This window comes from Pseudomonas sp. S09G 359 (assembly GCF_002843605.1).
Lineage (GTDB): Bacteria > Pseudomonadota > Gammaproteobacteria > Pseudomonadales > Pseudomonadaceae > Aquipseudomonas.
The window spans coordinates 5,756,749-5,778,274 of sequence record NZ_CP025263.1; the positions used below are offsets into that span (position 1 = coordinate 5,756,749).

Annotated in this window: 13 protein-coding genes, 2 rRNA genes and 1 pseudogene; 3 read left to right on the forward strand and 13 right to left on the reverse strand. The window is 59.6% G+C overall.

Annotated elements, in window-relative coordinates; all coding sequences use genetic code 11:
* Window positions 1–2: 2 nt before the first annotated feature.
* A complete protein-coding gene (locus CXQ82_RS26490) occupies window positions 3–1,520 on the reverse strand; it encodes a CoA-acylating methylmalonate-semialdehyde dehydrogenase (RefSeq protein ID WP_101272992.1) in 1,518 nt (505 codons plus the stop codon).
* 132 nt (window positions 1,521–1,652) lie between these two features.
* Here CXQ82_RS26490 and CXQ82_RS26495 point away from each other — a divergent pair, with 132 nt between their 5' ends.
* A complete protein-coding gene (locus CXQ82_RS26495; RefSeq protein WP_101272993.1) occupies window positions 1,653–2,600 on the forward strand; it encodes a LysR family transcriptional regulator in 948 nt (315 codons plus the stop codon).
* Between the two features lie 333 nt (window positions 2,601–2,933).
* The gene (locus CXQ82_RS26500) at window positions 2,934–3,224 is read left to right on the forward strand and encodes a DUF3077 domain-containing protein (RefSeq protein ID WP_101272994.1); all 291 of its coding nucleotides are present in this window, start codon (window positions 2,934–2,936) and stop codon (window positions 3,222–3,224) included.
* 45 nt (window positions 3,225–3,269) lie between these two features.
* Here CXQ82_RS26500 and CXQ82_RS26505 read toward each other — a convergent pair whose 3' ends face one another.
* The 4 genes from CXQ82_RS26505 to CXQ82_RS26515 are packed head-to-tail and all read right to left on the reverse strand — an operon-like array spanning window position 3,270 to window position 6,065.
* Complete coding sequence (locus CXQ82_RS26505) at window positions 3,270–4,217, reverse strand: LysR substrate-binding domain-containing protein (RefSeq protein WP_101272995.1); 948 nt, start codon at window positions 4,215–4,217, stop codon at window positions 3,270–3,272.
* Window positions 4,217–5,065, reverse strand: coding sequence for an EamA family transporter (locus CXQ82_RS26510; protein ID WP_101273875.1), 849 nt, complete (start codon window positions 5,063–5,065; stop codon window positions 4,217–4,219). Before CXQ82_RS26510 ends, CXQ82_RS26505 begins: the two co-directional genes overlap by 1 nt.
* Window positions 5,066–5,118: 53 nt before the next feature.
* Window positions 5,119–5,475 (reverse strand): hypothetical protein, encoded by a 357-nt coding sequence (locus CXQ82_RS31720; protein ID WP_256581833.1) that lies wholly within the window; start codon window positions 5,473–5,475, stop codon window positions 5,119–5,121.
* Window positions 5,436–6,065 carry a TauD/TfdA family dioxygenase gene (locus tag CXQ82_RS26515; RefSeq protein ID WP_256581834.1) on the reverse strand — a complete coding sequence of 210 codons (630 nt, stop codon included), beginning with the start codon at window positions 6,063–6,065 and terminating at the stop codon, window positions 5,436–5,438. The genes CXQ82_RS31720 and CXQ82_RS26515 overlap by 40 nt, the downstream gene beginning before the upstream one ends.
* Before the next feature lie 174 nt (window positions 6,066–6,239).
* Here CXQ82_RS26515 and CXQ82_RS26520 point away from each other — a divergent pair.
* Window positions 6,240–6,404 (forward strand): annotated as a pseudogene (locus tag CXQ82_RS26520) (DUF3077 domain-containing protein); the annotation flags it as partial.
* 113 nt (window positions 6,405–6,517) lie between these two features.
* Here the strand turns inward: CXQ82_RS26520 and CXQ82_RS26525 are convergent.
* The 8 genes from CXQ82_RS26525 to CXQ82_RS26560 form a co-directional block, all read right to left on the reverse strand.
* Window positions 6,518–7,009, reverse strand: coding sequence for an OmpA family protein (locus CXQ82_RS26525; protein ID WP_101272996.1), 492 nt, complete (start codon window positions 7,007–7,009; stop codon window positions 6,518–6,520).
* Window positions 7,010–7,013: 4 nt separating this feature from the next.
* A complete protein-coding gene (locus CXQ82_RS26530; protein ID WP_101272997.1) occupies window positions 7,014–8,276 on the reverse strand; it encodes a diguanylate cyclase domain-containing protein in 1,263 nt (420 codons plus the stop codon).
* The gene (locus tag CXQ82_RS26535) at window positions 8,273–8,839 is read right to left on the reverse strand and encodes a YfiR family protein (RefSeq protein ID WP_101272998.1); all 567 of its coding nucleotides are present in this window, start codon (window positions 8,837–8,839) and stop codon (window positions 8,273–8,275) included. Before CXQ82_RS26535 ends, CXQ82_RS26530 begins: the two co-directional genes overlap by 4 nt.
* 64 nt (window positions 8,840–8,903) lie before the next feature.
* On the reverse strand, window positions 8,904–10,958 hold the full coding sequence (gene recD / locus CXQ82_RS26540; RefSeq protein WP_101272999.1) for an exodeoxyribonuclease V subunit alpha: 2,055 nt from the start codon (window positions 10,956–10,958) through the stop codon (window positions 8,904–8,906).
* On the reverse strand, window positions 10,955–14,629 hold the full coding sequence (recB, locus tag CXQ82_RS26545) for an exodeoxyribonuclease V subunit beta (RefSeq protein WP_101273000.1): 3,675 nt from the start codon (window positions 14,627–14,629) through the stop codon (window positions 10,955–10,957). The genes recD and recB overlap by 4 nt, the downstream gene beginning before the upstream one ends.
* A complete protein-coding gene (gene recC, locus CXQ82_RS26550) occupies window positions 14,626–18,078 on the reverse strand; it encodes an exodeoxyribonuclease V subunit gamma (RefSeq protein ID WP_101273001.1) in 3,453 nt (1,150 codons plus the stop codon). Before recC ends, recB begins: the two co-directional genes overlap by 4 nt.
* Window positions 18,079–18,215: 137 nt before the next feature.
* A 5S ribosomal RNA gene (gene rrf / locus CXQ82_RS26555) occupies window positions 18,216–18,331 on the reverse strand.
* Between the two features lie 170 nt (window positions 18,332–18,501).
* A 23S ribosomal RNA gene (locus CXQ82_RS26560) occupies window positions 18,502–21,393 on the reverse strand.
* Window positions 21,394–21,526: the final 133 nt, after the last annotated feature.

Sequence of the window (21,526 nt, forward strand, 5' to 3'; positions counted from 1 at the left end):
AATCAGCGCAAGTTGATGGTGGTGTTAACGCCATCGTTGACCGTGTCGTCGTCGAACCAGCGGCTCGTAACGGTTTTGGTCTGGGTGTAGAACTGCACCACTTGCTTGCCGTACGGGCCCAGGTCGCCGAGCTTGGAACCACGGGAACCGGTGAAACTGAAGAAGGGCACCGGCACCGGGATCGGGATGTTGATGCCGACCTGGCCTACATCGATTTCGCTCTGGAACTTACGCGCCGCCGCGCCGCTTTGGGTGAACAGGCCAGTACCGTTGCCGAACGGGTTGGCGTTGACCAGCGCGATGGCCTCATCCAGCGTGGCGACTTCCAGCACCACCAGCACCGGGCCGAAGATTTCCTGGGTGTAGATCTGCATGTCCGTGGTCACGCCCGAGAACAGCGTCGGGCCGACGAAATTGCCCTGTTCGAAGCCCGGCACCTGGATGTCGCGGCCATCAAGCTCCAGCTTGGCGCCTTCTTTCACGCCGCTTTCGATCAACTCCAGGATGCGGGCCTTGGCACGCTTGGAAATCACCGGGCCGACGTCCGTGCCAGCTTCGCTGCCGGCATTGACCTTGAGCTTTTGCGCCAGCGCTTTCAGATCCGGCAGCCATTGCTTGGCCGCGCCCACCAGCACCACCACCGAAGTGGCCATGCAACGCTGGCCCGCCGCGCCGAAACCGGCACCGACCAGCGCATTGAGGGTGTGTTCACGGTTGGCATCCGGCAGCACCACCGCATGGTTCTTGGCGCCCATCATCGACTGCACGCGCTTGCCGTGTTTACCGGCCAGGTCGTACACGTGAGTGCCGACGGCGGTCGAGCCGACGAAGGACACCGCCTTGATGTCTTTGTGCGTGCACAGCGCGTCCACCACATCTTTGCCGCCGTGCACCACGTTGAGCACGCCAGGCGGTACACCGGCTTCCAGCGCCAGCTCCACCAGCAGCAGCGTCGACAACGGATCTTGCTCGGAAGGTTTGAGCACGAAGGTGTTACCGCAGGCAATCGCCATCGGGAACATCCACAGCGGAATCATCGCCGGGAAGTTGAACGGGGTAATGCCTGCACACACACCGATAGGTTGGCGCAGGGTGTAGGTATCGACGCCACCGGCGACGTTTTCGGCGAATTCGCCCATCTGCAAGGTGCCGATTGAGCACGCGTGCTCGACCACTTCCAGGCCACGGAAAATATCGCCCTCGGCATCGGCAATGGTCTTACCCTGCTCGGCGCTAAGGACTACGGCGATGCGTTTGGAATGTTCGCGGATCAGCGCTTGCAGCTTGAGCATGATGCGCATGCGGGCGCCGATCGGCGTCAGCTTCCAGGTCTGGAAGGCTTTGTGGGCGGCGTCGATGGCAGCGTTGACTTCATCGGCGGTAGCGAACGGGACTTTGGCCAGCACTTGCTGGGTGGCGGGGTTGACGATGTCTTGCCAGTGGGTGGTCTTGGACTCGACCCATTCACCATTGATCAGCAACTTGACCTGTTGCACGGAAATATCGGCAGATGCGTTCATGTGGTCTCCAAATCTTATAGTTATGCAGAGAACCAAGGCGTTGAATCGCCTTGAAGAATGAGGCGTTCGGACTGTTTTTGGAGTATAGATGTGCAAATCTCTAATAAGAACGCACATAAAAGCCGGTCCAATATGCAAAAAAACATCACATCATTGGGCTCCCTGAACTGGGACGACCTGAAGTTTTTCCTCGAAGTAGCCCGCACCCGCAAGGCCAGCGTGGCCGCCAAGCGCCTGGCGGTGGACTACACCACCGTGTCGCGGCGCATCAGTTCACTGGAAGTGTCACTCGGCACGCTGCTGTTCGAAAAATCCCGGACCAACGGTTTTGTGCTCACCACCGAGGGCCAGCGTTTGCTGGGCTACGCCGAGTCCATCGAAAGCACCCTGCACATGGCCTGCGAGCAGGTCTCCGGCTCCGGCGTGGCGTTGTCGGGCCATGTGCGCATGGGCTGCACCGAAGGTTTCGGTAGCTTCTTTGTCACCCCGCAGCTCAGCCACTTTGTCGACACCTACCCGGCAATCTCCGTCGACATCCTGCCCCTGCCCCACTTCATCAGCCTGTCCAAGCGCGAAGCCGACATCGTCATCGCCCTGGAACGCCCGGAACACGGGCCCTACGTGTGCTGCAAACTGTGCGACTACAAATTGCAGCTGTACGCGACCCAGGAATACCTCGACCAACACCCGCCCATCCGCAAACCCGCAGATTTGGCCGAGCATCCGTTTATCAGCTATGTGGATGACCTGGCGTTCAGCTCGGAGCTGCTCTACCTGGCCAACGTGGTGCCCGGCGCGAGCGCCAGTTTGCGCAGCACCAGCGTGATCGCGCAGTACGTGGCGGCGCAGCAGGGCCGGTCGATGGCGATATTGCCGTGCTTTTTGGCCGCGCAGGACCCGCGATTGCTGCCGGTGCTGGGGGAGCAGATTGCGATTACGCGGCAGTTCTGGATGTATTGCCGGGAGGATCTGCGCAAGTTGAAACGGATTACGTTGTTGTGGGATTACATCAGGGAGGTGACGGAGCAGAATCAGGGGTTGTTGATGGGGGAAACGCGGGAGATAAAGTTTGCGGATTAAAGGGCCATCAACGACGATTCGCTTTAATTTGCAGGACGTTTCCTAGAGACTCTCTGCCCTATTGCGCCATAGGATTTGAGTGTCTAGCCTCCTCGGGTCGCTGCAAAACAGCGATTGGGTTTAGCGACCCGAGAAACGTAGGTACGACTTCCTCAACTGCTTTGGCCGGCATTTTTTGCCTGCCTTATCGTGTTATGGCGGCTGTGCGCGGGAGACCTTCGGGGTCTACCGGGTTCCCTAGGTTACCGGTTCGCTAACCTGCGTACAGCTGCCACCCCTCCATGTTTAGCGACGTGCCGTGGCGGTTTCTACTTATTAACCTAAGGAAAAACCATGTCCAAAATCGTCCCCGACCCACCGCTTTCCTCCATCACCACCCTCGGCGTTGTCACCTTCGGCGATTACGGCGAAAACCAAAAACCGCTGTTCCGCGTCAATTCCGGCATGCCGATCGAGCAAGCCCTGGAACACGCCTCCACCCTGCTCTTCTACTCCAAGAAACTCGCGATGGAAGCCGCCATGGATGTGCGCGGCGAGCAATACGCGTGGGCTGCGCACTACTTGTGTGAGATGGGCAAGGCGGTGGTGGATGACCTGACCCAAGCGATGACGCCCAGCGGTTAAGCGAACACGGTTTAATTGTGGGAGGAGGATTGCTCATTCCCACATTTAAACCGCGCCGGCTCCCGCTATTTGCGGATGCCGAACCCGAACATCCGCCAGAAACTCAGCCGCTTGGATCTTGAGCCAATCAATTAGTCGAGCGATATCAGGCTCCGACTGTCGTCCATTCCTGCAAATGATGTAGTAGGCCGCTGGCGACATCATCACCGGGCTATTCAACGCAACCAGCGCGCCGTCTTCCAATTGGTCATACACCAATGCAGTCCTGCCCAGCGCAACCCCTCCGCCCTTCACTGCCAGGCTGATTGCCAGACTCGAATCCGGAAATCGCGGCCCATGGTGATAAGGCGGCGCCATCAGCCCTTGGAACGCAAACCAGCTTTCCCACCCCGGGCACACCTGATCGTCCACCCGATGAATCAACGGATACCGGGCCACATCCTCCAGTGAGATATCCCCCTTCAACCGCAGGAACTCCGGCGAACAAACCGGGAACACCGCGTCTCGCATCAGCAGTTCGACATGATGATCCGGGTAGTCACCGTAACCCATCACCACCGCAACATCGTATTGATGAGCCTCCAGGCTGGCGCCGCTCATATCGGCACTGGTTAACACCAAGTCAAGGTTAAACGAGGCCTCAGTGTGAGAGCCATGCATCCTGGGGATCAGCCACGTCGAACAGAGGGAAGATGTACATGCGAGGTACAACGGTTGGGATTTACCGGGATTGAGTGAATGCAACACCCCATCCAGCGCCTTGAAAAAACCATCGGTAACGGGCAACAAAGCCTGCCCCGCCGCCGTCAGCTTGACGCCACGCGAGTGCCTCTCAAACAACTGCACGTCCCACCACTCCTCCAGGCCTGCAATTTGATGACTGATAGCACTGGCGGTAAGGTTAAGCTCAGACGCTGCGCGCGCAAAACTACCCGTTTGCGCAGCGCTGACGAACGCTTGAAGCATCGGTGTGGGAGGCGGACGCTGGCCCATCAGGTGCTCACTTTGATCAAAATGATCCCGCAAACAATGACGAACGCCGACAGCATCCGTCGCCAACCGAACCGTTCATGAAAGAACAGCGCGGCAATAATAGCGCCGATAATAACACTGGTCTCCCGCAGAGCTGAGACCTTGGCCACCGCGTCCAGCGACAACGCAAACAACACCAATCCGTACGACGCCAGGTAAAAAACACCCCCTAACAGCCCGACTTGCCAGTGTCCACGTATCGCACGAACCAAGGTCGAGCGCTCTTTGGAAAACGCCAGCACCGGGATCGGAATACTCTGGAATACCGTCAGGTAGATGATGTACTGCAGCACCGTCTCACTGGCTCTTACACCTTTGGCGTCCACCACCGTGTAAGACGCAATAAACGCCCCGGCGCACACCGCCATCAGGATCGGCTTGAACATCTGCGCCGTCATCCTGCGCACAAAGGTCAGGCTGATAATCCCCACACAAATGAGCAATACGCCCATGAACGCCTGGAGTGACAACTGCTCATGCAGCAGGAAGTAGGAAAACAGCGCGACCAATACGGGCGGCACCCCGCGCATTACCGGGTACACCTGGCCGAAGTCACCCGTTTCGTACGCTTTGATCAGAAATAGCCGATAGACCGTATTGAGGACCACAGAGACGAGGATATAGCCCCCTACCTCCAGGCTCGGCACACTGACAAGCGGCAATGCCAGCAGGCATATCACTAGCGCGGTCCCATCCACCATGGCCAAGGTCATGAAGCGACTGCTACCGGCGCGAACGACGGCATTCCACGTGGCGTGCATAAAGGCAGAGATTAAGACCAGCGTGATCGCGATATCGGAGTTGTCCATGGGGCTCGGCTTATGGTGGATATGGGAGGACATACGTTATAAACATAGGGCAATCATTGTTTACGTAACCACATCCGTAGCATGTAGCGATTCAGATCGCTCAAAGGCTCAGTATCCTCAATCTCGGAGCGTGGAGCATTCATATCAATGAAGTGCGTGCGGGTATGCAGAAACTTGTTATCGGCTGAAATAAGCACCTGCCCTGGCTCCAGCAATACGCGATGCTGAACCGATGACTGATCGAGAACCGTATCCAGAAAGTCCAGCGCTTGGGATTGAGCCACCGTTAACGGCACTCCCGCCTTAACATGAGCTGATTCTATGTAGACGCGAAAATATCTGATCAGTGGAATGCCTTCATTGGAAAAGCTCAGAATGGGTGCTTTAAACAATTTTTCCTCATCTGACATGCCGCGATTCTCAAAAAGAAATCACATTTGAGCTCTTCCAATATTTCTGGGAACGCCATCAACTCCGCGTATACCGCACTTGCGTCAATGAGGATGCTCTCGCCGCCCAAAAGTGCTTTCTGTCCGCATGCCAGGATCAAGTAATCGATAGGTAGCGGGTCACTCACTCCGTCATTGTGTACGTAGGCACCTTGACGGGTCTGATGGTATCTCGCACCGTCCTCAATGCTTTTACCGCCGCGGTCATAAACTTCAATTACCTTGTGACCGAGATGGTTCTGTACCATTGGCACACCGAGTAAAGAACCGAATGTCCACACCAGCGATTTGAAACTGGCAAGTTTTTCGACCTTAAACCCATCGAGTATCAATACATGGCTTTCATGATCAATCATGTTTCGTATTCTGTGCAGTTCCTCACTCAGAACGGGCAACAGTAGCGGATTAACGTAGGCGGGCTTAATGTCGAATCGACCATTCCGTGTATCAGACTCTATAATTTCTTGCGCATTTAACAGTTCATCAAAAGCGTTTTTTGAAAGCCTGACCTTAGACGCCTCTTGGCGAAAACTACTGACATTTATGTTCATCGCAATCCTTTACGGAGGTTAGTTAGAGTGTCATTTAACTAAGCCCACTCGTTGCGAAAAAGCGAAACCTCGTCAGCCTAGCCATCAATATTCGTCATGACAGACCTTTCCTACAAATAAAAACACTTGATGATCATCGCTGGAGAATGGGCATAGAACATCAACTTCGGCTAAGCCCTGGAACACGCCTCCACCCTGCTCTTCTACTCCAAGAAACTCGCGATGGAAGCCGCCATGGATGTGCGCGGCGAGCAATACGCGTGGGCTGCGCACTACTTGTGCGAGATGGGCAAGGCGGTGGTGGATGACCTGACCCAAGCGATGACGCCCAGCGGTTAAGCGAACACGGTCTCAAACACAATGCAGTTCGAATGTGGGAGGGGCGGTGCGACGATTCGACTTGCCCCCTCCCACATTTTGACTGCGTTTCAGATTGAAGCTGGGGACGTAGCTCAGTCCGCAATCACCACAATCGACACTCGCCGATTCTCGGTGCGCCCTGCAGCGGTGTCATTGGATGCCACGGGCTGGCTGCTGCCCAGGCCGCGCAGTTGGATATTTTCGTCTTTCATACCCACAGTGGTCAGCACCGTGGCCACGCTTTTGGCGCGGCGCAGGGACAGTTGCTGGTTGTAGATTTCCTTGCCCGAGGCATCGGTGTGGCCGTCGACGCGCACGCGTTGGATGCCCACGCCGAGCAGGGCCTTGCCGATGCGTTGGACGATATCGGTGCTGGGCTGGTTGAGGGTTTCGACGTCGCTGCCGAACAGCACTTTGCCGGACAGGCCGAACGCCCAACCGTCGTCGGTCAGCTCAAAGCCCTGTTGTTTGAGGACCGCAACTTGCGCCGGCGTCAGGCCTTTGGGCGGGGCCGTCTGGCAACCGCCGAGGCCCAGCAGGGCCACCAGCAGGGTGATAAACAGAAAACGCGTGGTGGTGAACAAGGGATCAACTCCTGTGTTGTACGTTGACGACGGGGCTCTCCGGCTCCGCGGTATGCTGGCCGCCCTGGGACTGGCGCTTGGCCTGGTACATCGCTGCGTCGGCAGCATTGAGCAAGGTGCCGGGGGTGGCGCCATGATCGGGGTAGATGGCGATGCCGATGCTGAGGGAGGTCAACACCTGGGTGTTGCCGGGCACGGGAATCGGCAGGTCCATGCTGGCGATGATCTTGTCGGCGATGCGCTGGGCATCTTCGACCTTGTGCAGCGGCGCCAGCAGGATGGCGAACTCATCACCGCCCAGGCGCGCCACCAAGTCATCTTCACGCAGTTGCGCCCGCACACGCTCGGCGACGGCGACCAGCACGGCATCGCCGGCAGCATGGCCAAAGCTGTCATTGATCTCTTTGAAACGGTCGCTGTCGAGGTAAAGCACTGCCACCTGTTCCTTGGCCTTGGCGGCGCTGCGCAGGGTGCGAATCAGGCGGCCCTCGAAGAATGCACGGTTGGGCAGGCCGGTGAGGCTGTCGTGGTTGGCCTGGTGCGCGAGGGTTTCGTTTTCGCTTTGCAGGTGGCTTTGCCAGGCTTCCATTTCGCCGAGCAACGCGTTGAAGTCGCTGCCCAGGCTGTCGAGTTCGGCGATTCGCGCCGGTGGCACGCGGCGGTCGAAATCCCGTTCGCTGCGGGCGGCGTGGGCCACGGCGGCGAGGCTTTGCAGCGGCCCGGTGATGCCGCGCAACAGACGCCGCGCCAGGTGCAGGGCCACCCAGGCGCTGAGGGCCGTGCAGATCAGAATCCCGGCCAGCCCGCTGAGCAGGAAGCGCAAGAGGCTGCCACCGTGACCGGTGAGATTAATACTGCCGACAGTACGCCCCTGGTGCAGGATCGGCTGGTTGATGGGCTGTTCGAGCAGGGCGTGCGCCAGTTCCAGTTCGACCCGAGACAGCATGCTGGTTTCCGGGCGAATCCATTGCGCCAGCAACTTGCCATTGGCGTCGAACACTTCGGCCTGGGCCACTTCTTCGGTAGAGGCGATCAGGCTGAGGGCTTCGGTGGCTGCCGCGCTGTCGTTGAACACCACCGCCGCTTCCACGGTGTAGTTGATGGAGCGGGCGATCAGGTGCAGGTTGTGCTCGGCATACACGCGCAGCGCCAGCACGCCAAGCAGGGTCAGGGACACACTGGCCAGCGTCACGGCCACCAGCGCCAGGATCAAATGCCCCCTGCCGATCACCGAGCGCAGGGTGGGTCGGACTGTCTGGATGCTCATGACGCAGGCGCCCGACGGCGGGACAGTTGCAACACGCTCGGGTGAATGCGCACACCGCTGCGCGCCACCGAGTCGAGGTTGACCTCGAACGATACCTGCTCATCGGCCACGCGCAGGCAGAACAAGCTGCCCACGGTGCACTGGTCGCCACCTTCGCTGATGCTGAGCACCGGGTGGCCGATCAACGAGGTGAACAGGCGGCTGCGTTCATCGCCGGTGAGTTTGCCGATGTACACGGCGTCACAGGCATTGACGATATCGGGGTGGTCCGCCAGCAGGCGTTGTACGACTACTGGGCGCCCTGTGGCCTGGGTGGTGCCTTTGACCAGGTCGTCGGTGTACTGAGTCGGCCCGACGATGCACAGGCGCAGTTGCGCAGGCTCCACCGGCCACCGCGCATAACTGAGAATACCCAAGACTACCTGGGTCACCGCCTGGGCGCGGGAGTCGGCAGGGCTGGGTGCCTGGGCAAAAGTGCTGGAGGCGAGCAGGCACAGAACCGCCACGATTAGCATGCGTCTCCAGCTCAAACTACGCTCTGTGGGCGAGACAGCCACGTTCATGCAGCGATTTCTCTTAGATGTTTTCAGGGTGATGCCGCAACGATAGCACAGCGTCGGATATTTCTTACTCCTGACCCAACTCCAGCATCAGCCCACTCAAGCGCTTGACCTTGCGCCGTACCGCCTCTTCAAACACGCCGCCACGAGGCTCGATCAGGCTGAACCAGCGCTTGGCCCGGGTGATGCCGGTGTAGATCAGCTCTTTGGTCAGCACCGGGTTAAGCGCATCCGGCAGAATCAGCGCGGTGTGGGTGAACTCCGAGCCCTGGGACTTGTGCACGGTCATGGCGTACACGGTTTCCACATCATTCAACCGGCTGGGCAGCACAAACCGCACGCCGCCCTGGCCATCGTTACGTGGGAAAGCCACGCGCAGCACCTGGGGGCCGCCGTCGCTTTCGGGCAATTTGAGGGCGATGCCGATATCGCCATTCATCAGGCCCAGGCCGTAATCGTTGCGGGTCATCAGCACCGGGCGGCCTTCGTACCATTGCTCGTCGCCCTCGATCAGCCGCACTTTGCGCAGGGCCGCGGTGATGCGCAGGTTAAGCCCCTCCACACCCCAAGGCCCCTTGCGCACGGCGCAGAGCAACTGGAAGGCGTCGAAGGCTTGCAACAGTTGTTGCGCCCAGTGGGTCCAGGCGAGGTCTTCGCGCGGGGTATCCAGGGCCGGGCGCGCGCTGTGCAGCAGGTTGAGGTAATAGCGATAACCCTCGGCGCCACCGCCCTGCCCGTCCAATACCAGGCGTTCCAGGGCGTGGTCGTGCTCGCCCTTGAGGCTGACGCAGAACAGGTCAGCGTGGCTGCGCGCGGCCAGCAGCTTGCGTGCCTCTTCGGCGTTTTGCTGGTTGACCCAACGCGCCAGTTGGCCGATGCCACTGCCCTCGCCGAACCGCCGCGAGTAACGCAGCATCACCACTTGCTGGGCCAGGGGGTGGCTACCGTCGAGGTCTTCCTGCAGGCCACTGGCGCCGAGGTTTTCGCCGCTGACGGCTTGCAGCCACTGACGGGTCTCGGCGCTGTACCAGCCGGCTTCGGCGTCGCGGCACAAGTCGCCGAGCACGGCGCCCGCCTCCACCGAGGCCAACTGGTCCTTGTCGCCCAGCAGCACCAGGCGGGCGTGGGGCGGCAAGGCGTCGAGCAGGTTGGCCATCATTTCCAGGTCGATCATCGACGCTTCATCCACCACCAGCACATCCAGCGGCAAGGGGTTGCCGAGGTGGTGACGGAAATGGCGGGTGCCCGGGCGGCTGCCCAACAGGCGGTGAACGGTGGTGACCTGGGTCGGGATTTTTTCCTTCACGTTTTCCGGCACTTTCAGCGATAGCACTTGCTGGCTAATGGACTCGGTGAGGCGCGCGGCGGCTTTACCGGTGGGTGCGGCCAGGCGGATACGCAAGGGGCTGCCGGCTTCCACGGCGGGCGCTTGCAATAGCGCGAGCAGGCGCACCACGGTGGTGGTCTTGCCGGTACCGGGGCCGCCGGTGACGATGCTGAATGCACCGCGAGTGGCCAAGGCGCAGGCGAGTTTCTGCCAGTCGATCACGCCGTCGGGCGGTGCTTGGTCGAACAGGCTATTGAGGCGTTGCGGCAAATCGGCGGCGACACTCTCCTGGGTCGCCAAGCGCAAGCGCAATGCCGTGTCGATGCGCCGCTCGTAGGTCCAGTAGCGGCGCAAATACAGGCGCTTGCCCGCCAATACCAACGGGCGGCTTTGGGCCGACTCACTGCCATCGACGGCCAGCGCAACCAGGCGACTGGCGGCCAGGGCGTTGCACCAATGGGCGCCGTCGAGGCCATCGAGCAATTGCGACGGCAGCAGCATGGCGCCGGTTTGCAAATCGCCTTCGGGGGGCAATGACAGGGCAAAGTCCGGTGCATTCAAGGTTTCGAACAGGTCGAGGCACACGTGACCATGGCCCAACTGATGGCTGGTGAGCGCCGCTGCCAGCAGCACCAAGGGGTCGGCCTGCGGGTCGAGTTCATGCAGGAAGCCAACGAAGGCTTTGTCCAGGGCACGCAGCCAGCCACGCTCGACCCACCGTTCCAACAGCTGCAGCAGGTCGGCGGCGTGGCTGAGGGGCGCGAGCTCCTCAAGCGGCAACGGTGACAGGCTCATAACAGCACTCCTTGTTCCCAGGCGGGCTCGACCTTGGGCGGGATGGGCTTGCCCTGGAACACCAGGTCCAGGCCTTCGATCAGCTCACGGGGTGGCCGGGTGAAATAAGCGCCCTGGCTGGTGGCCTGGGTGCCGCGCAGGAACAGGTACAGCGCGCCGCCGACGTGGCGGTCGTAGTCGTAGTCCGGCAGGCGTGCCTTAAGCTGGCGATGCAAGGCCAGTAGGTAAAGCACGTATTGCAGGTCGTACCGATGCTCGAGGATCGACTGCTCCATGGCGTCATGGGTGTAGGCAGAATCGTCGGGGCCGAGCCAGTTGGATTTGTAGTCGGCCACGTAGTAGCGGCCGTCGTGTTCGAACGTCAGGTCGATAAAGCCTTTGAACATGCCATTGAGCAACACCGGTTCAGCGGCCACGCGGGACACGCCGTTATGGGTGTACTGGCATACCAGCTTGTCGAGGGCGAGCACGTCGACTTTGTGGCTGGCGAACCAGAACTCCATTTCAATCTGGTACTGCTGCAAGCCGCTGAGGCTGACCCGATCGTTATCCACCGGCAGCGGCGTGTGAAGCAGGTGCCCCAACCAGCCGCTGAGGGTGACGATCCAGCCTTCCCAGTTACGCCGATTACAGCGTGCGCCCACGGCTTTTTCGATGATCTCCGGGGTCACGTTGAAACCTTCCTCACCGGCCCACTCCAGCAGGCCGTGGAGGAAGGTGCCGGGATTAGGCCCGCGTGGGAAACGGTGAATATCACCGCCGGACGCCGCCACTTCGCGCGGTGCGTCGGGGTCCAGGCGCTCGTCATCGAACAGCTTCTGCGCTTGTGGGCTTTCCGGGGCTTCGAGATTCGCCGCGCTCATGCTGTCGCCAATGCGCAATGCACTGTAGGAAGCGATCCACCAGTTTTCGGCCGCCTTGCGCTTGGGCAGCAATGGCGCGAGCAAAGTGGCTTCGTTGCGCGGCGGGTGGAACAGGATGTCTTGCGCGTCGGGCACCTGGCCGTAGTGGATGGCGGCGCAGCCTTCCTGCAGGTTCAGCAACCAGCGCGCCAGGCCGGCGGACTCCCCCAGCGATGCGCCGGCGCCAAGCAGGTAGCCCAACGCAGACAGATGCAACACCGAACTGCTGCTGTTGCCGCGTTTGAGGTCGGCAATGCCCAGCCAGCACGCGTGTTTCGCACGGGTCAGAGCCACGTAGAGCAAACGCAGGTCTTCGGCCAGGCGCTCGTCATCAGCCCGGGCGATCAGCTCGGCGGTCGGGCGCAGGCTCACCTGCGGTTTATCCTGCGCATCGTGATAATGCAGCGGCAGACGGCTGCCATCCACCGGTTTGGCCGAGCAGATAAAGGGCAGGAACACCAGGTCATATTCCAGGCCTTTGGACTTGTGGATGGTCACCACCTTGACCAGTTGCTCATCACTTTCCAGGCGCAGGATCTGTTCTTCACCGGCCTGGCCCGACAGCGCCAGGTGCTCCGCGAGGTGGCGGATCAGCGCCTGTTCGCCGTCCAGTTCCGAAGCGGCCTGCTGCAGCAATTCGCTGAGGTGCAGCAGGTTGGTCAGCACGCGCTCGCCATCGCTACGGGCGATGAGGGTTTGCGGCAGTTTGAAATCATGCAGCAGGCGCCGCAGCATCGGCAGCACGCCTTGGGTACGCCAGATCGCACGATAACCACGAAACTGCATCACGCGGGTTTCCCACGCCAGTTCATCCTGATTCAGACGCTCCAGTTCCGGTAGCGACAGGTTCAAGGTGACGCAGGCCAACGCCGCACGCAGCGGGCGCTCGACGTCCGGCTCGGCGCAGGCCTTGAGCCAGGCCAACAGGTCGTGGGCTTCCTGGGCAGCGAACACCGAGTCTTTATCCGACAGGTAAACGCTGCGCACGCCACGGGCGGCCAACTCGGCGCGCACGGCTTGGGCTTCCTTGCCGTCGCGTACCAGGATGGCAATGTCTGACGGCAGTACGCCCTTGAAGCTGGCGTCTGGTTGTAGGAAACCGGCGGTGCCCTGCTGGCCGCCGTTGAGCAACTCGACAATTTGCGTGGCGCAGGCAGCCGCCAGTTGCTGGCGATACACCGCGTTGGACACCGGCTGATCGGTGGGCAGGTGCCAGAGGTTCATCGCCGGCAACGTCTGGCCATCGACCTGCAACTGCTCCTTGCGGCCTTGGGACAGCACCGCGTGGAACGGCACCGGGTTATCGCCACTCGGCTCGCGGAACAGGAACGCGCCACGCCCGGCTTCGGCGCGCAGGAACACATGGTTCACCGCTTCGACCATTGCGTGGCTGGAGCGGAAGTTGGTGCCCAGGGTGTGATGGCGGCCGAGCGTGGCCTTGCGCGCGCGCAGGTAGGTGTAGATGTCGGCGCCACGGAAGGCGTAGATCGCCTGTTTGGGGTCGCCGATCAGGAACAGGCCGCTGTCCAGGTGGTTTTCTTCGATGCGGTAAATGCTGTCAAAGATGCTGTATTGCACCGGGTCGGTGTCTTGGAACTCGTCGATCAGGGCCACCGGGAACTGCTCGCGGATCACACTGGCCAGGCGCTCGCCGCCATCGGATTGAAGCGCGGCATTGAGGCGGATCAGCATGTCGTCGAAGCCCATTTCGGCGCGCCGGCGTTTTTCTTCTTCGAAGCGTTTGCCCACCCAACCGGCCGCGTGTTGCAACACGGCGGCGTCGGGGGTTGGCAGCGCGTCGAGGGCAGCTTTGAGGCCGGCCATGGCGTCGATGCCGGGATGGTGCGGCGGTTCGCCCTTCCAGGCTTCGGCCATGCCGTCGGGGGTCAGGCGGGTGAAGCCGGTGCCAATATCCAGTTGTTCGAGGGCCTCGTCAGCCGCCCAGGCGCTGATTTTTTCGAACCAGGGCTCGAAGTAACGTGCTTGCATCTTGCGGCCGTCGACGGCTTTGGCGGCCACGGCTTGCAGGCAGATATCCCGCAGCTCGGCGGCCCATTGCAGCCAAGGCGCCTTGAGTTGCAAAAGCGCTTCGCGGCGTTCCTGCAGGCAGGCGTTGATCAGCTCGGCGGGCTCGCGAGCCTCATCGGTGGGGCGTTCGCTGCCGAACAAGGCACGTACCCGGGGCATCAGCGCGGCGGGGCCACCCCAATTGTTGCGCACCCAGTTGAGCGCGTCGTCGTGCATCGGGTAGCAGAACAGCCGCCAGTAATCGCGCAACACTTCGCCAAGCAGGTCGCTGTGGTCGGTTTCCAGGGTCTGGGTGAACAGGCTGCCACTGTCGAATGCGTGTTCGCGCAGCATGCGCTGGCACCAACTGTGGATGGTCGATACGGCGGCCTCGTCCATCCACTGCGCGGCGATGTCCAGGCGATTGGCGCAGGCGGGCCATTGCGCGGGGAGGTATTCGTCGCGCAGGTCGGCGATCAGCGCATCCGGTTGCTCGATTTCTTCGCGAAAAAAGCGCGCGGCTTCGGCCAGGCGGATGCGGATGCGTTCACGCAGCTCTTTGGTGGCGGCGTCGGTGAACGTCACCACGAGGATTTGCGGCGGCAGCAACTCGCGGCCAAAGCCGGTTTCGTCGCCGCCGTGGCCCAGCACCAGGCGCAGGTACAGGGCGGAAATGGTGAAGGTTTTTCCGGTGCCGGCGCTGGCTTCAATCAGCTGGCTGCCTTTTAGCGGGAACGCCAGGGCCAAGGGTTTGCTGCTCATGCGCCGGCCTCCTCGCTGGTGAGTGATCGCCATGGGGCGTTGATCAGGGGGCGATACAAGGTTTCGCACCAGCCTTCGAATTCTTCGCTGTCGGTCAAGGCCGCGTAATCGGGGAATTGGCGGGTGAGCGCCGGGGTTTCACGGCGTTCGCCGTCGGTGGTCAGGCTGTCGCCTTCGTAGGCTTTACTCGCCGCGGCCTGCGCCTTGGCGGGGTCGGTTTGGCCGAGCCAGGCGAAGGCGGTTTTGACCGCCACCGGAAGTGGCGCTTGCATTCCACTGTGCCAGGCCAGCAGCAGGTTGCCGAGGATTTCCTGGGCGGCCGGCTTATCCAGCGGGGCCAGCAGCAAGGTGTCGTCACTGGCCACCAGACCAGTGCTCAACGGCAAGCCACAGGCGCACGCAACCACGTGGTTGACCCACGGACGAATCAGGCGGTGCCACTTGCGGGTCTTGATCGAACCGATGCTGTTGGGGATGGTGGTCACGCTGAGCAGGCCGCCATCACTGCGTCGGTGCAGGCCGCTGATCCAGCCTTCCAACTGGATGCCTTGATGCTCAAAACTGATCGGTTCAGCCGCCGTGTGCGGGGTTGGCCAGAGGGCCAGCAGGTGTTGGTAGCGCTGCAACAAATCGGGCAACGGTTCGATCAGTTCGTTGCGCAGGCATTCACCGAAACCGACCATGGGCAGCAGGCCACTGCCTTGCAGGCGCAGGGCCTGGGCGTTCAGCGCCTGGTCGAGTTGATCGGGGTGGCTCAGTGCTGCGTTCAGCAGGCTGTCGCTCAGGTTGTAGCGTTGCAGCGCGTCGAGGACGAAGGGCTCTTCATCGGCCAGCGGGACTTCGGCGGCCTCGAAGAACACTTTCAGACGCTGACTGAAGAAGTGTTTTACCGGGTTGCGAAGGAAGTCCTGCAACTGACCGAGGCTCAGGGGTTCGTCCTGTTGGTGCGGCGCCAGTGCGTCTTCGGTGGGAATGGCATCGGGGCTTTCATGCAGCAATTGCCATTCGCGGGCGTAGCTGAATAGCGGGTCGCCGGCGTGGAAATAACGAGCGCTGAACGGTTGGAGCGGATGTTCCTGGGTCATCGCCTCCAACAGCGGGTGTTGTGGATCTGCGCTCTGCCAGCCGCTGGCGATGTGGTCGCGCAATTGGCCGATAAGCACCGATGCCGGGCGCTCACTGTTGTCGCGGATGCTGCGGCCGACCCAACTGATGTAGAGCTGGTCGCGAGCCGACAGCAAGGCTTCGAGCAGCAGGTAGCGGTCGTCTTCGCGGCGCGAGCGGTCGCCGGGGCGGTAGTCACTGCCCATCAGGTCGAAATCCAGCGGCGGCTGCGCGCGGGGGTAGTCACCGTCGTTCATGCCGAGCAGGCAGACCAACTTGAACGGGATCGCACGCATGGGCATCAGGGTGCAGAAATTGACCGCTCCGGCGAGGAAACGTTGGGACAAGCGGCCCTGGTCCAGACCGGCCAGCCATGCCTCACGGACTACGGTGAGGGGTAACTCGTCCTGCAAACCAACCGACTCGCAGGTTTCCAGCCAGGTTTCCCGCAATTGCTCGAGCTGGCCCAACAGGTAGTCGTCGTGTTCGCTGCTGGGCAGGAAGAACAACTGCATCATGCGCTGCAGGCGTTCGCCCCATGCTTGCGCAGACGCCGGCTGGGACAGGGCTTGATGCGCGTCATTCAGCGCGTCGAGCAAGGCCACCAGCGGACCAATCAGCGCCGCGTCGAGGCCACCGATTTCATCATAGGGCTCGATGCCGTCGCAGGCGAGGCCAGTGCCCACGGCGTACCCCAGCAGCATGCGGCGCAGGCCGAATCGCCAGCTGTTTTGTTCCAGTTCGCCAGGTAGCCCAAGACCCGCACGCTGCTCGGCGTCCAGGCCCCAACGGATGCCGGCGCCTTCGATCCAGCGGTGCAACGTAGGCAGGTCGCGCTCCTTGATGGCGAAACGTTCGCGCAAAGCGGGAACGTCGAGCAGGTCAAGGATTTCGCTGACGGGGAAGCGGCTGTCCGGCAGCTTCAGCAGGTGTTCGACAGCAATCAGCAGCGGGTCGCGACCGCGCTGGCCCTGATCGGTGAGCGTGAAGGGGATAAAGCGCGGGTCACCCCTTTCCAACTGGCCAAATACCGCACGGATATGCGGCGCGTAGCTGTCGACGTCGGGGACCATGACGATGATGTCCCGGGGGCGTAGCGTGGGGTCGGCGCTGAAGCGTTGGAGCAGTTGGTCGTGGAGGATTTCCACTTCGCGCTGGGCACTGTGGGCAATATGGAAGCGGATTGAAGTATCGCGCTGTAAATCGACAGCGGGCCACAGCTCGCGTGTTTCATTGAGTGGGCGCAACTCGAGGATATCGTCCTGGAGTTGGTTAAGCAGTGTGGTGGGCTGACTGTCGCTGAACAGGTCGATGCGACCATCGCGAAATGCAGCGCGGTAGCTGTTGGGATCGTCGTAGCTATCCAGCAGGCTGATGTAGTCGCGGCCCTGCTTGCCCCAGGCAGCCAGCAGCGGATGGGCGTGCTGGTGCAGGGTCTGGGGGTCGATGATCACGGGCATGCCGGCTTTACGCGCCTGGCGCTTGTATTCGTTACGCAGCAGGTCTTTGTCGGCAACGATGTCGGACCAATGATGGCGGCAAGGGTTGTGCACACACAGCAGGACCTGGCTGAACCGCGCCAGGCCGGCGAGTGCTTCCAGCGCCTGCGCGGGTAGCGAGGAAATGCCGAATACGATCACTCTGGAGGGCAGGCCAGGGGGAGCTTTTTTGAGGCTATTGATTCGCTCGATAAAGCGCTGGTGAACACCGGCACGGCTTTGGGCCATGCCCTCTGCCCCCACATCCAGCAACAGTGCGCGCCATAATTCGGCTTGCCAGCAATTGGCGGGGTTGAGGGGCTTGGTTTCGCCTCGGCCGTTGCGCAGCTGATGGCGGCCGGCGGCCCAGTCTTCCAGCCAGTCGGCGCGGTAGACCTGATATTGGTCGAACAGGTCAGCCAAGCGTTCGGCCAGTTGGTAGCGTTTACGCAGGTCGGTGTCGTGGGTAAGGAAACGTTGCAGGGGCTCGAAGTGCGGTTGGTCGATCAGCTCCGGGAGCAGGCGCATCAGGCGCCAGGTCAGTGGGGCTTTATCGAGCAGGGACTTGGCCGGGATTTCTTCACGGCCCAGGACCATGCGGTAGAGCTGCCACATGAAGCTGCCGGGGAGTTGCACATCGATGGCTGCGGCGATTCCGCAGCCGCCCATGTCGTCCTCTTCCGGGTCTTCAGCCAAGGCCAACTTGAGCCACTGGGCAATGCCGTTGCTTTGCACCAGGGCGATTTCGTTTTCCAGAGGGGCCAAAGGATAGCGACGCATCCAGCTGACGACGAGGCTGCGCAGTTCGTCCAGGCGGTTACCGTGAACCACCATGAATCCAGCACTGAGGGACGTCGCATCCGGCATAACGGCTTCCTTGGGAAAAGCAAAATCGAGGCATGGACTTTAGCATTGAAGGCCGCCGTAATGAGCCTCTTCGCCCTTTTCGACCGCCCAAAACAAAACCCCTGTTTGCGTTAGCAAACAGGGGTTTCGGAATTTAATCTTGACGATGACCTACTCTCACATGGGGAAACCCCACACTACCATCGGCGATGCATCGTTTCACTACTGAGTTCGGGATGGGATCAGGTGGTTCCAATGCTCTATGGTCGTCAAGAAATTCGGGTACTGAGTCGTAGCCAGTTGGCTTCGCTTCAGCAAATTGGGTATGTGACAGCTTTCGGTGTTTTGCGAGGTCGAACTTTCGGTTCATTTCGTCTTCACACACCGCAATCTGATGCTCCTCTTTGTTTCCAAATCAGGAGAAGCAAATTGCTTGGGTGTTATATGGTCAAGCCTCACGGGCAATTAGTATTGGTTAGCTCAACGCCTCACAGCGCTTACACACCCAACCTATCAACGTCGTAGTCTTCGACGGCCCTTCAGGGAACTCAAGGTTCCAGTGAGATCTCATCTTGAGGCTAGTTTCCCGCTTAGATGCTTTCAGCGGTTATCTATTCCGAACATAGCTACCCGGCAATGCCACTGGCGTGACAACCGGAACACCAGAGGTTCGTCCACTCCGGTCCTCTCGTACTAGGAGCAGCCCCTCTCAAATCTCAAACGTCCACGGCAGATAGGGACCGAACTGTCTCACGACGTTCTAAACCCAGCTCGCGTACCACTTTAAATGGCGAACAGCCATACCCTTGGGACCGGCTTCAGCCCCAGGATGTGATGAGCCGACATCGAGGTGCCAAACACCGCCGTCGATATGAACTCTTGGGCGGTATCAGCCTGTTATCCCCGGAGTACCTTTTATCCGTTGAGCGATGGCCCTTCCATACAGAACCACCGGATCACTAAGACCTACTTTCGTACCTGCTCGACGTGTCTGTCTCGCAGTCAAGCGCGCTTTTGCCTTTATACTCTACGACCGATTTCCGACCGGTCTGAGCGCACCTTCGTACTCCTCCGTTACTCTTTAGGAGGAGACCGCCCCAGTCAAACTACCCACCATACACTGTCCTCGATCCGGATAACGGACCTGAGTTAGAACCTCAAAGTTGCCAGGGTGGTATTTCAAGGTTGGCTCCACGCAGACTGGCGTCCACGCTTCAAAGCCTCCCACCTATCCTACACAAGCAAATTCAAAGTCCAGTGCAAAGCTATAGTAAAGGTTCACGGGGTCTTTCCGTCTAGCCGCGGATACACTGCATCTTCACAGCGATTTCAATTTCACTGAGTCTCGGGTGGAGACAGCGCCGCCATCGTTACGCCATTCGTGCAGGTCGGAACTTACCCGACAAGGAATTTCGCTACCTTAGGACCGTTATAGTTACGGCCGCCGTTTACCGGGGCTTCGATCAAGAGCTTCGCGTTAGCTAACCCCATCAATTAACCTTCCGGCACCGGGCAGGCGTCACACCCTATACGTCCACTTTCGTGTTTGCAGAGTGCTGTGTTTTTAATAAACAGTCGCAGCGGCCTGGTATCTTCGACCGGCATGAGCTTACGGAGCAAGTCCTTCACCCTCACCGGCGCACCTTCTCCCGAAGTTACGGTGCCATTTTGCCTAGTTCCTTCACCCGAGTTCTCTCAAGCGCCTTGGTATTCTCTACCCAACCACCTGTGTCGGTTTGGGGTACGGTTCCTGGTTACCTGAAGCTTAGAAGCTTTTCTTGGAAGCATGGCATCAACCACTTCGTTAACTAAAAGTTAACTCGTCATCAGCTCTCGGCCTTAGAATCCCGGATTTACCTAAGATTCCAGCCTACCACCTTAAACTTGGACAACCAACGCCAAGCTGGCCTAGCCTTCTCCGTCCCTCCATCGCAATAACCAGAAGTACAGGAATATTAACCTGTTTTCCATCGACTACGCTTTTCAGCCTCGCCTTAGGGACCGACTAACCCTGCGTCGATTAACGTTGCGCAGGAAACCTTGGTCTTTCGGCGTGGGTGTTTTTCACACCCATTGTCGTTACTCATGTCAGCATTCGCACTTCTGATACCTCCAGCAAGCTTCTCAACTCACCTTCACAGGCTTACAGAACGCTCCTCTACCGCATCACTTACGTGATACCCGTAGCTTCGGTGTATGGTTTGAGCCCCGTTACATCTTCCGCGCAGGCCGACTCGACTAGTGAGCTATTACGCTTTCTTTAAAGGGTGGCTGCTTCTAAGCCAACCTCCTAGCTGTCTAAGCCTTCCCACATCGTTTCCCACTTAACCATAACTTTGGGACCTTAGCTGACGGTCTGGGTTGTTTCCCTTTTCACGACGGACGTTAGCACCCGCCGTGTGTCTCCCATGCTCGGCACTTGTAGGTATTCGGAGTTTGCATCGGTTTGGTAAGTCGGGATGACCCCCTAGCCGAAACAGTGCTCTACCCCCTACAGTGATACATGAGGCGCTACCTAAATAGCTTTCGAGGAGAACCAGCTATCTCCGAGCTTGATTAGCCTTTCACTCCGATCCACAGGTCATCCGCTAACTTTTCAACGGTAGTCGGTTCGGTCCTCCAGTTAGTGTTACCCAACCTTCAACCTGCCCATGGATAGATCGCCCGGTTTCGGGTCTATTCCCAGCGACTAGACGCCCTATTAAGACTCGCTTTCGCTACGCCTCCCCTATTCGGTTAAGCTCGCCACTGAAAATAAGTCGCTGACCCATTATACAAAAGGTACGCAGTCACCCAACAAAGTGGGCTCCCACTGCTTGTACGCATACGGTTTCAGGATCTATTTCACTCCCCTCTCCGGGGTTCTTTTCGCCTTTCCCTCACGGTACTAGTTCACTATCGGTCAGTCAGTAGTATTTAGCCTTGGAGGATGGTCCCCCCATATTCAGACAAAGTTTCTCGTGCTCCGTCCTACTCGATTTCATGACTAAGAGATTTTCGCGTACAGGGCTATCACCCACTATGGCCGCACTTTCCAGAGCGTTCCGCTAATCTCAAAGCCACTTAAGGGCTAGTCCCCGTTCGCTCGCCACTACTAAGGGAATCTCGGTTGATTTCTTTTCCTCAGGGTACTTAGATGTTTCAGTTCCCCTGGTTCGCCTCTTAAGCCTATGTATTCAGCTTAAGATAACCATCTTATGATGGCTGGGTTCCCCCATTCAGACATCTCCGGATCAAAGTCTGTTTGCCGACTCCCCGAAGCTTTTCGCAGGCTACCACGTCTTTCATCGCCTCTGACTGCCAAGGCATCCACCGTATGCGCTTCTTCACTTGACCATATAACCCCAAGCAATCTGGTTATACTATGAAGACAACATTCGCCGAAAATTCGATAATACTCAAAACTGAGTAACTCACAAATTTTACCTTAGCCTGATCCGTTACCAGTGAAAGTAACGTTCAGTCTATC